7 protein-coding genes and 1 pseudogene are annotated in these 10,734 nt (G+C 74.4%); 5 read left to right on the top strand and 3 right to left on the bottom strand.

The window, feature by feature from the left end; all coding sequences use genetic code 11:
* Nucleotides 1–232: 232 nt before the first annotated feature.
* Genes D0D28_RS34415 through eccCa form a run of 3 tightly spaced genes read right to left on the bottom strand, consistent with a single transcriptional unit; the run spans nt 233 to nt 5,720 of the window.
* Nucleotides 233–1,450, bottom strand: coding sequence for a hypothetical protein (locus D0D28_RS34415; RefSeq protein WP_116115360.1), 1,218 nt, complete (start codon nt 1,448–1,450; stop codon nt 233–235).
* Nucleotides 1,450–1,767 carry a hypothetical protein gene (locus D0D28_RS34410; protein WP_240323467.1) on the bottom strand — a complete coding sequence of 106 codons (318 nt, stop codon included), beginning with the start codon at nt 1,765–1,767 and terminating at the stop codon, nt 1,450–1,452. Before D0D28_RS34410 ends, D0D28_RS34415 begins: the two co-directional genes overlap by 1 nt.
* Entirely contained in the window at nt 1,764–5,720 is a 3,957-nt protein-coding gene (eccCa, locus tag D0D28_RS34405; protein ID WP_116115356.1) for a type VII secretion protein EccCa, read from the bottom strand. The genes D0D28_RS34410 and eccCa overlap by 4 nt, the downstream gene beginning before the upstream one ends.
* Before the next feature lie 453 nt (nt 5,721–6,173).
* On the opposite strand from eccCa, the gene D0D28_RS34400 reads away from it, so the two are divergent.
* From D0D28_RS34400 to D0D28_RS34375, 5 genes and pseudogenes are all read left to right on the top strand, one after another.
* Nucleotides 6,174–6,575: a YbaB/EbfC family nucleoid-associated protein gene (locus tag D0D28_RS34400; RefSeq protein ID WP_116115354.1), complete on the top strand. Its 402-nt coding sequence runs from the start codon at nt 6,174–6,176 to the stop codon at nt 6,573–6,575.
* Nucleotides 6,572–7,006 carry a WXG100 family type VII secretion target gene (locus tag D0D28_RS34395; protein WP_094005442.1) on the top strand — a complete coding sequence of 145 codons (435 nt, stop codon included), beginning with the start codon at nt 6,572–6,574 and terminating at the stop codon, nt 7,004–7,006. Before D0D28_RS34400 ends, D0D28_RS34395 begins: the two co-directional genes overlap by 4 nt.
* A gap of 32 nt (nt 7,007–7,038) precedes the next feature.
* Nucleotides 7,039–7,329, top strand: coding sequence for a hypothetical protein (locus D0D28_RS34390; protein WP_233157253.1), 291 nt, complete (start codon nt 7,039–7,041; stop codon nt 7,327–7,329).
* A 64-nt stretch (nt 7,330–7,393) separates the two neighbouring features.
* On the top strand, nt 7,394–8,878 hold the full coding sequence (locus tag D0D28_RS34385) for a DUF6973 domain-containing protein (RefSeq protein ID WP_116115352.1): 1,485 nt from the start codon (nt 7,394–7,396) through the stop codon (nt 8,876–8,878).
* A 220-nt stretch (nt 8,879–9,098) separates the two neighbouring features.
* Nucleotides 9,099–10,734 (top strand): annotated as a pseudogene (locus tag D0D28_RS34375) (hypothetical protein); the annotation flags it as partial.

The following is a 10,734-nucleotide window of genomic DNA, read 5'->3' as shown; positions in this document are numbered from 1 at the left end:
TCGTGGGGGTGGCCGAGGTGGCAGGCGGCACCGTGGTCGTCGGTTGGGCGGTGGTCGTGGTGGCCGGGGCGGGCGCGGGCTGCGGCGCGGCCGGGGTTTCCGTGCCGCACCCGGCCAGGACCAGGGACAGTGCCGCGAGGGCGAGGATGTGGTGGCGCATGCACCATTGGTAGCCAACCTCGCGGCCGCCCGCGCCGCCGTTGTCCGGTTCCTGCCGTCCGCGAAGAGACGGTCACACGCGCGGGCGGCGCACCCGCCGCGGCTCGGGCTCCGGGACCTCCGGCTTCAGCGGCGACACCGCACCCGGGTTCGCCACCTGCCACACCTCGCGGTCGAGCGTCTCCGGCTCCGGCGGGGTGGCCGCCTTCCCGGACATCACCACGGGCCGGTAGCCGGCGGCGGCCGGGTCGGCGACCGCGGACCGGCCCCGCAGCCGCGCGGGAACACCCGGCGTCGCCTGGCCGGCGCGCGTGCGCCGCTCCTCCCCCACCGGTGACACGCCCGATCGGCGGCCGGTCGTCGAGGCGGTGGTTCCCGGGATCATCGGCGGCATCATCATCGGCGGGACCATCGCCCCGGCCGTGCCGGGCGTGGCCGGTTTCGCCCCGCTCGCCAGGTCCGGCGGTTGCGGGGGCTGGGGCACCGGCGGCGCGCCGGTGAGCGGTACCGGGTGGGCGGCCCGCTCGATCCGGGCCGGCCCGGCCGCGGCACCCGCGGCCCCAGCGCCTCCGGCACCCGCGCCCCCGGACCCGATGCCTCCGGACCCGGCGCGCGGGCGTCTGGCGGCGGCACCGGACCGGGACCCGCCCGCCAGCCGGTGCGGCTCGGCCCGCCCGCCACGCGCGGGTGCACCCCCAGCGCCCGGCGCCGTCCGCCATCCGCCGGCCGGCACCGCCACCAGTCCCGGCATCGACACGCTCCCCGGCGGCAGCTGCGCGCCGGGCGGCCCGGGCGGTGCGGTGTCGCCGGTGAGCACGAACCCCGGCGGGGCGCAGCAGCCGGCGGGCTGGTCGCCCCCGGCCGCGGCCAGGACCGCCTCGGCGGCCGCGAGGAAGTACCGGTCCAGCTCGCCCAGGTGGCCCGCCGCTTCGGCGTGGCCGGCCGCGGTGCCCTGCTCCACCGTCCCGGCGACCTTGCCCCGGGTCAGCAGGAGCTGGGCGGCGAGGTCGTCGAGCGCGACCCAGGGCCGGGCGGCCGTGATCCGTCCGAGCACCTCGTCGACCGCGGCCCGGCACCGCTGCGCCCGCGCGGCGAACTCCGTCCCGGTCCCGTCCGTCCACTCCGGACGCAACCGGTCCAGCTCGCGGCCCAGCGCGTCGGAGGTGTCCCGCAGCTCGCGCGCCACGTCCCGCCACATCCGCGCGGCCTGCTCGACCCGCTCCAGGTGCGTGTGCGCCTCCACGTCGGCGAGCGCGAACTGCACCATGGCCGGCAGCTGTGCGTACTCCATCACTCCTCCACGAAGACGGACACGAACGCGCGCGCACCCGCGTGGTCACCGGCCTCGTAGTCCCGCGCCGCCGCGGCCGCCGCCTCCGCCAGCGCCCCCACCGCCTCGCGGGTCTCCAGCAGGAACCGCGCGAGCGCCAGGGTGGCCACGGCGTCGGCGGGGCCGGCCACCCCGCACGCCTGCATGCCACCGGCGCACGGAGCCGGGCCGGGCGGCTCGGCCACCGCGGCCGGCTCCAGCGTCCCGATCCGCGTGGCGAACTCGCGCATCGCCTCCGGGTTTCCGTCCAGCGCCTCACACATGAGCTCTCCGTTCACCGGTCGTCCTTGGCGAGCCAGGCCAGCTGCACCAGCCGCGGCGCGTGCCGCCGCCCGGTCAGCCACGCCCGGCCGGGCGGCAGCAGCTCCGGTTTCAGCCCGCCGAGCAGCGGCCCCTCGTCCTTGTCCCCGGACATCAGCAGCCCGGGTGAGCCGACGTCGCGCAGCCGGGACAGGAACGGTTCGAACAGCGCCCGGCTCGCGCCGCCGGTGCGGCGCGCCAGCACGACGTGCAGGCCGATGTCGCGCCCCTGGGACAACAGGTCCACCAGCGGCAGGAACGGGTTGTCGGTCTGGCTGACGACCAGGTCGTAGTCGTCGATCAGGACGAACAGCTCCGGGCCACGCCACCAGCCGCGGTCCCGCAGCTGCTCCGGGGTCACGTCCGGGCCGGGCAGCCGCACCCGCATCTCCTCGGCCACCTGCCGCATCAGCCCGCCGGTCGTCTCCCGGTCGGTGCCGTACCCGATGAGGTGCTCGGAGGCGACGTCGCCGAGCAGGCCGCGCCGGTGGTCGACGATGATCAGCCGCGCCCCGCTGGGTTCGTAGGCGTCGGTGATCGCGCGGGCCACCGAGCGCAGGAACGTCGTCTTGCCCGCCTCGGTGTCGCCGAACAGCACCACGTGCGGGTCGGCGCCGAAGTCCAGGTGGACCGTGCCGAAGTCGTGTTCGGCCAGGCCCACCGCCAGCCGGTGCGCCGCCGCGTCGTGCTCGCCGGCGAGCTGCGCGTAGGGCAGCTGCGCGGGCAACAGCCGCACGGGCGGCGCGGGCGGGCCGGACCAGGCCGCGACCACCGTGTCCACCAGCGCACGCACGCCGTCCCCGAGGTCGGCCGGATCGTCGCTGCCGTCGATGCGGGGCAGCCCGATCAGCATCTGGTGCCTGCTCGTGGTGACCCCGCGGCCCGGCGCGTCCTCGGGCACCTTGATGGCCGAGGCGCGGTCGACCATGCTGTCGATCGGATCGCCGATGCGCAGTTCCAGCTTGCTGCCGAACAGGTCGCGGATGTTCATCCGCAGGTCGAACATCCGGGCGGCGGAGACGATCACGTGGACGCCGTAGGACAGCCCGCGCGCGGCGATGTCGGTCACCGCCGCCTCCAGGTCCTCGAACTCGCCGCGCAGCGTGGACCACCCGTCGACGACGAGGAACACATCACCCCACGGGTCGGTGGTCCCGCGCCGCCGCCGGTAGGCCGGCATGCCGTCGATCTCCTCCTCGGCGAAGGCGCGCTCGCGCCGCGCGATCAGGGTGCGCAGCTCGGCGATGGTGCGCCGCACCGCGCCCGGGTTCTGCCTGCCCGCGACCCCGCCGACGTGCGGGAGGCCACGGATCGAGGACAGCGTCCCGCCGCCGAAGTCCAGGCAGTAGAACTGGACCTCGCGCGGGGTGTGGGTCAGCGCGAGGCTGGTGATGATCGTGCGCAGCGCGGTGCTCTTGCCCGACCGCGGCCCGCCGATCACCAGCACGTGGCCCGCCGCGCCGGACAGGTCGAGCACGAGCGGGTCGCGGCGCTGCTCCAGCGGGCGGTCGGTGATCCCGATGACGGCCTGCAGCGCGCCCGCGAGCCGTTCGTGCGAGCCGAATCCGCGGTCGTCGCGGTGGCTCAGGCCGGGCAGCAGCCCGTCGAGGGTGGGTGATTCGGCCAGCGGGGGCAGCCACACCTGGTGGGCGGGGGTGCCGCGGCCGCGCATGCGCTCGACGAGGATGTCCAGCAGGCTCTCGCCGACCGCGTCGTCCTCGTCCGGGGTCTCCGCGGCGGTGTCGGCGGGCAGCGCGGGCGCCAGGTACTGGGTGGTGTACTCCAGCAGGTCGAGCACGTCGTCGTCGCCGTGCTCGGCCGTCCCCGCGGCCGGGGCGCGGTGCACCCCGGAGACGTAGGCCGAGCGGAACCGCACCATGGATTCGTTGTCGCACTTGAGGAACCCGTGCCCGGGTGCGCGCGGGAGCTTGAACGCGTCGCCGGCGCCGAGGACCGTCCGGCTCTCCATCTCGGAGAACGTGCGCAGCCCGATCCGGTACGACAGGTGGGTTTCCAGGCCGCGCAGGCGGCCCTCCTCCAGCCGCTGACTGGCCAGCAGCAGGTGCACGCCGAGCGACCGGCCGACGCGTCCGATCTGGACGAACATGTCGATGAAGTCGGGCTTGGCCGACAGCAGCTCGCTGAACTCGTCGCAGATCACCAGCAGGGTCGGCACCTCGGGCAGCGGCGCGCCGGTGGCGCGGGCGCGTTCGTACTCGCGCAGCGAGGCGAAGTTCCCGGCCGCGCGCAGCAGTTCCTGCCTGCGCAGCAGCTCGCCGTTGATCGCGTCGGTCATGCGGTCCACCAGGTGCAGCTCGTCGGCGAGGTTGGTGATGACCGCGCTGGTGTGCGGGAGCTCGTCGAGCGTGGCGAAGGTGGCGCCGCCCTTGAAGTCGACGAGCGCGAAGTTGAGCGAGCTGGGCGGGTGCGCCACCGCGAGCGCGAGCACGATGGTGCGCAGCAGCTCGCTCTTGCCGGAGCCGGTGGCGCCGATCAGCAGCCCGTGCGGTCCCATGCCGTCCTGCGCCGACTCCTTGAGGTCCAGCTCGACCGGGGTGCCGTCGGTGGCGATACCGAACCGGATCCGCAGCCGGTCGCGGGTCGGGCGCTGCACCCAGGTGGCGCCGGGGTCGAACGCGCGGGGGTCGCCGATGTCGAGCAGCTCGGCCAGGTCGAGATCGGTGCTCAGGGGCTGCTCACCGCGCCCGGCCGCGGTGGCGCGCAGCGGCGCGAGCTGCCGGGCGATCGCCTCCGCCGCCGGGATGTCGAGGGCGTCGGCGTGGCCCAGCTCGACCGTGCCGTCGATGGTTTCGCCGGACAGCGCGCCGTCCGCCGCGACGTGCAGGACGATGGTCGCCGGGTCCAGGGCGCGCGGCGGCGGGGTGCGCAGGTCGACGAGCGTGACGCCGTCGAGGCCGCCGTCGGCCATCAGCTGGTCCGAGCCCGCGGTGGACCCGCCGTCGAGCACGACCACGACGTGCGGGAGGGCCTCGCGGTCGTCGAAGGCGGGGTCGAACCGCTTCCGCTCGCCGATCAGGTCGTCGATCATCGCCTCGATCGACACGATCGAGGTGGCCACCAGCCGCAGCGGGCCCGCCGCGTCGGTCCGCTCCGGGTGCAGGGCGTGCGGCAGCCACTTGAGCCAGTCCCACGCCGGCTGCGCGGTGTGCGCGGGGCAGGCCGCGATCCGCAGGTCGTCCGGCGACTGCAGCGACGCCAGCTGCACCAGCACCGCCCGCACCAGCGCCGCGCCGCGGGCGGGGTCGCCGGTGACGTGGATGCGGCTGAACCCGTTGACGGCCATGGCCAGCGGCAGCCCGGGCACGGCGGTGTAGGTGGTGAGGAAGCGGCGGAGCGCGAGCGCGGACAGCGGTTCCAGCTGCTCCAGGGGTTTGGCCTCCGGTGGCACCAGGGTCATCGCGGGGCGTTGCGGGCCGGTGCCGATGCGGGCGACGCCGAAGTCCGCGTCGAGCGGGCGCCGTTCCCACAGCCGGTGGCTGGCGACGAGGGTCAGCAGGGACTCCGGTTCCGGGTGCAGGTAGACCATGGCGTCGCGCTGCTGGTGGATGGCGCGGGTCAGCCGCAGCCGGTGCTGGCCGAGGTGGCGGAGGTAGGCCCGGCGTTCCTGGGCCATCTCGCGTTTGCCGGGGCCGGCGGAGTTGAGCAGCGACACGGCGATCATGCCGAGCATGCCGACGCCGAACAGCCCGAAGACGACCAGCCGCAGCACCCCCGAGCCGCGCCCGAAACTGCCGGTGAACAGCAGCATCATCGCCGCCATCATGGCGATCATCGGGATCACCATCAGCACCTGCGTCCACTGGCGGCCCGCCGGGCGCGGGATCTCCGGCGGCGCGTCGAGGATCAGCTCACCCGAGGGCTGCTCCGGCGCGGGACGGCGAACCGGCCTGCGCACGACGACGGTCCCCATCGCGTCTCCCCTCTCGCTGGTGGACACCGATCATCCCCGGGACCGGCTCCGGCGCGGACGGTGATGGCAGGAACGTGCCGCGGCCGGTCGGGCCGGGCCTGCGCCAGTGACCGCCAGGAAGAACTCCCGGAAGCGGGCGAACCGGTCGATCTCCTCATCGGCCGGCCACAGCAGGGTGGGAGCCCACCGGGCTCGTCGTGGGTCCGCCGACAGCCCCGGGCCAGCGCTTCGTTGGCGAGCCGGGCGTGCTCGCGCATCTCGGCCATCTGCTGGGTGTGGACCGCCTGTTCCCCGCGGCCGGCCGCGCCGGCCGCTTCGGGTGGCCTGGCTGCCGGGCTCTCTGTGCCACGAGCCGTCCAGGTCGCCCGCAGCGCGGTGCGCGGCATCGCGGCCGGGTGGCAGGAACGTGCCGCGGCGCCGCACGCGTGTCCAGCGGCCGGCGATGCTGGGCCCATGGAGCTGCCGACCATCGACCACGAGGCCCGCCGCGCCAGTTACCGGCGGCTGCGTGACGACCTGCTGGAGATCCGGGCCCGGATCGCCGACGTCACCGCCACCGCCGACTCGCCGGACGGCCTGATCAGCGCGACGGTCGCCGGCCGGGGCGAGCTGACCGAGCTGCACCTCGACCCGCGCCTCTTCCGGTCACCCGACTCGAAGGCGCTCGCCGCGTCCATTCTGGACACGATCCGGGACGCCGTGGACGACAGCCGCGAGCAGATCACCGAGATCACCCGGGAGTACCTGCCGCCCGGCGCGCCTGGCAGGAACGTGCCGCGCCCGCCCGCCGGCGGCCGTGCCCGGCCTAGCGTCGGGGGCGGCGAAAGCCGCGGAAACGGAAGGAGAATCCAGTGACCGGTAACGGTCTGTTGGACGCCAACACCGAAACCCTCAGCAGGGTGGTGCAGATGGCGGCCGTGGTGGTCCAGGAAATCGAATCGCAGCGCGGGAAGCTCGACGGGGAGGTGAACGCCGTGATTCCCGCGCAGTGGAGCATGGATCAGTCGCAGTCGCTGGTCGCGGCCCACAAGAAGTGGGACGCGGCGATCCGCAACCTGTGCGAGAAGCTGCAGAAGCTGGGCGAGGACACCCAGTTCGCGGTGAACGACTACATGGACGTCGACCAGCAGGGCGCCCGGTGCTTCAACGGCGCCGGCGACGGCGGGTCCGGGTTCGGCGGCTCCGGCCTCGGATCCGGGTCGGGCTTCGGCGGCGGCGCCTCGGGCGCCGGTGACGGCTCGTCCGGCCAGACCTACGCGTTCGCCGGCGTGCTGCGCGCCCTGTGACCGGGCACCACACAACGGAAAGGAGTTGACTCGTGACCCGTAAACTCGCGATGTTCGGTGCGCTGGACGGCCTGTCGTCCAGCATGAACGGCTGTGTGCAGGGCGTGCAGCAGTCGATCGATTCCTGGCGTCAGGCCTCCGGGATGGGCGAGAGCGACTGGCTCGACGCGGCCGGCGGGCAGTTCGCCGAGATCAGCAGGGCCTGCCAGCAGGTGATGGCCGCGGGCCAGGAACTGCTGCAGGCGATGAACCAGGGCGTCCAGACCTGCAACCAGGAGAACATGGGCGCGGTGCAGCGCTCGTGTGCCCGGCTGGGTGCCTGAGCCACGAACGTGATGTCCCGGTGCGCACCACGCGCACCGGGACATCCGTACCGAGGAGCCTGACATGGGTGAGGCAACATCCGGCGGTGGCGGCACCGCGACGGCACCGCGGAACGACGCGCCCGCGAGCACCCCGGAGTCTGCCGAGACGCGGCAGGGCGCGGGCGAGCAGAACGGGGGCTCGCCCCCGGCCGGCGAACCGGCATCGGACAGACCGGCGGCCGAGAACACCCCGGCCGGCGAGAACACACCGGGTGCCGAACAGCGGGACAGCACCGGCCGTCCGGACGAGTCCACTGTGGACGGCGCGGAGAAGACCGGTGGGGTCGCGGGAGACATCCTCACGGACGTGCCGCCCCCGGACCCGCAACCGGTGCAAGCCGCGCACGACGGGTGGGCACCCGTCGCCGAGCGAGCGGACCAGACCGGCGAGGAAGCCCGGGCCGGGACGCGGGAGCTGCCCGGCGCCTGGCGGGACGGCAGCGGCGCCGCCATGTCCGAGCGCGCCGAGTCCACCCTGCGGGAGACCGACGAGGTCGCTCAGGACGCGCGGACCGTGACCGGCACCTTGGCGACCATCCGGGACGACTACGCGCGCACCCGTACCGACATGGAGAACGTGGCACGGCAGGCGGACACCGACGCGGGGCTCGCCCACGCGACGATGGGCCCCGGCCCGGAGACCGACCTCGCCACCGAGCGGGTCAAGCAGACCGCACGCGAGACGAACCTGCGGCTGCGCACCGAGACCGCGCGGAACGCGGACGCGGCCTGGGCGAACGTCCGCCTCGCCGGAGCGGAGCAACCGCCCGGAACCGGGGACGCCGGTCAACCGGCGCCGGAACCCGGCGGCCCCGTCCCGGACGCCGCCCGCGAACTCGACGACGCCCAGCGCGCGCTCGACCAGGCTGCCCGCTCCGACGTCGTCGCGAACCTCCCCACCCCGCCCACGGACGAGGAACTGCTGCGCGACTACCAGACCGGGGACGACAGGATGTTGCCGATCCTGGGCGAAAAGCTCACCCCCAGCGAGCTGTGGGCGAGCACGAGGGAGGACATCACCGGCATCCCGCTCCTCGACGCGATGGTCGTGAACCCGCAGAACACGATCCGCCACCTCGGCGTCAAGGAGGAGGCCGAGACCGCCGGCGAGCAGAGCTTCCCGGATCCGGACGGCCCCGGACCCGAGGGCGGCCGCGCGGGCACCGGCGAAAACCACCGCGACGCGTTCCGCCACGCCTACTGGAACGCGCTGATGACCAGGGAGTTCGGCGAGAATTCGGCTGAGCAGGTCGGCACCGGGCACGAGCGGCGGCCCGAAGACCCGGTCGACAAGCAGCCCCCGCTGTTCGCGGAACGGCAGGAGGCGATGGACCTGTACAACAACTCGATCGGCCGCCGGATCGCGACGGAGCTGGGGCCCCAGGCCACGGACGCGGACGTCCGGGCCGTGATCGAGCAGGCGATCCGCGACGGGAAACTGGTCGTGTTCAACCAGGATCACACCGGCCTCGTGCCCAGCGGCGGCGCGGAGGACTTCCCGCGGTGAGGGTCTCCGGCGGCGTGCGGGCGTGGATCGTCCGCACGCCGCTGTGCCGTGCTCACTGTCCACGGTCAGGTCCGGCCGGGCGTCCCCCAGGCCCGCGGGCCCACGTCCTCCGGGCGGTGATGGCCGGAACCGGTCACCGTCCACTGTGCCCCTCCCGCGGCCACGACACTGGAGCACCGAGACTCCGAGCAAATCGGCGACGGTTCAGGGGAGTGCAAAGGTGCCCGAGTCATCAGGAAACGGCGGCAACCCACCGGCCGGGGCCGCACCGGCGCCCGCCGAGGGCGCACCCGCGGAACCGGCCAAGACCGCACCGGCCGAACCCGCGCCGGCGGAGCAAACCCACGACGCACCGGCGGAACCTGCCGAGCAGGCACCGGCGAACTCGGCCGAGCAGGCACCGGCGGATTCGGCCGAGCCCGCGTCCGCACCGGCCGCGGATCGGGAAGAACCCCGGACCGAGCCGGACCAGCAGGCGCCATCACGCAACGACAACTCCGCCCCGGGCGACACTCCCGGCGGTGAACTCGGCAAGCGCGTCTTCGGCGAGAACCCGCTGTCCGACGCCGACACCGGCGCGATGACCGAGGCCGGCGACCAGGCGACGCGGACCGCGGAGAACCTGCGTGGCACCGCCGAGGACACCACCCGCGCGACCGGCGAGGCGGACTGGCGTGACCCGGCGGGGCAACAGCACGCCGAGCAGGTCAACGCCCAGGCCGCCGACGCCGCCGCGCTCGGCGACGGCATGGACGCGCTCGGCCGGTACCTCGGCGAAGGCGCCCGGATCCAGGACGGCGTCCGCTCGACGCGGGTGGGCGAGGTCGACCAGGACAACCCGGTCTACGAACTGGCGGGCGCGACCCTGCCCCCGCCGGAGAGCGACGCCACCCAGAACCGCGTGGCCCGCGACGCGATCACCCGCGACCGCGAGCTGATCGACCAGGGCACGGAACTGATGCGCCGGGCAGGCGAACAGTTCATGCACGGCACCGAGCAGGCGTTCGGGGCGCTGCGCGAACCGACCGAGCAGGTCAGCCAGGCCCTCCGGGAACAGGGCTGGAGCGTCACGCCGGTCCAGTACGAACGGGGACCGGTGGAGCGCCCGCACCGGCTGGAAACCACCGTCGCGGAAGGGAAGAACGGGTGGCGGGAGCGCTTGTCCGGGGCGAACAAGACGGGCGACAACGCCGAGCGCAGCAAGCTGACCGATCCGTCTGCGGTCGTGAACTACGACGCGGTGCGGGACGCGTCCATCCAGCTCGATTCCGGGCAGCGCAACCTGGAACTCGCCGGCAAGGACGTGCCCGTGCACGTCACGGCCGACGCCACGGCGTGGCGCAGCGACCAGTTGCCGAACCAGGGCGGGTGGTACACCGAGTACCTGGACACGCCGACCCCCAAGGCGGGCCGCTTCGAAGGCAAGGCCGCGTGGGGAGCCGGATCGTCGCTGGTCGGGCGCGCCACCGTCGGCGACGTGACCGTGGTCGGTGACGTCACCGCCTCGGTGGGCCTGGAGGGCAAGGCGAAACTCGACGTGGGACCGCGGTTCTTCGGTGGTGAGCTCGGCGGTTCGGTCGGGGTGCGGGCCGGTGCCGGCGGGTTCGCCGAGTACGGCGGGATCGGCGTGGGTGGCCGCGCCGAACGGATCCTCGGGCTCGGGCTCGAGGGTGGCGTCAGCTTCGGGGTGAACGAGAACAACCAGTGGGTGGTCGGCGGCAAGATCGGCGCCGCGCTCGGGATCGGCGGGAAGGTGGAGGGGCACATCGTCATCGATCCGGGCGGGGCGGGCCGGACGCTGGCCGATCTGGGATCGGCGATCGCCGAGGGCTTCCGCAACCCCGGCCCCGCGATCC

The sequence above is a fragment of the Amycolatopsis ruanii genome (genome assembly GCF_003385175.1).
Taxonomy (GTDB): domain Bacteria; phylum Actinomycetota; class Actinomycetes; order Mycobacteriales; family Pseudonocardiaceae; genus Amycolatopsis_E; species Amycolatopsis_E thermalba.
Note: the sequence above shows the minus strand (reverse complement) of the source record. Positions and strands in the feature narration are given on the sequence as shown.

What these genes read in the sequence shown, in the direction of transcription:
- D0D28_RS34400 (WP_116115354.1), top strand. Translation starts at nt 6,174, where the DNA reads ATGGAGCTGCCGACCATCGACCACGAGGCCCGCCGCGCCAGTTACCGG.
- D0D28_RS34415 (WP_116115360.1), bottom strand. Translation starts at nt 1,450, where the DNA reads ATGGAGTACGCACAGCTGCCGGCCATGGTGCAGTTCGCGCTCGCCGAC.
- D0D28_RS34385 (WP_116115352.1), top strand. Translation starts at nt 7,394, where the DNA reads ATGGGTGAGGCAACATCCGGCGGTGGCGGCACCGCGACGGCACCGCGG.
- eccCa (WP_116115356.1), bottom strand. Translation starts at nt 5,720, where the DNA reads ATGGGGACCGTCGTCGTGCGCAGGCCGGTTCGCCGTCCCGCGCCGGAG.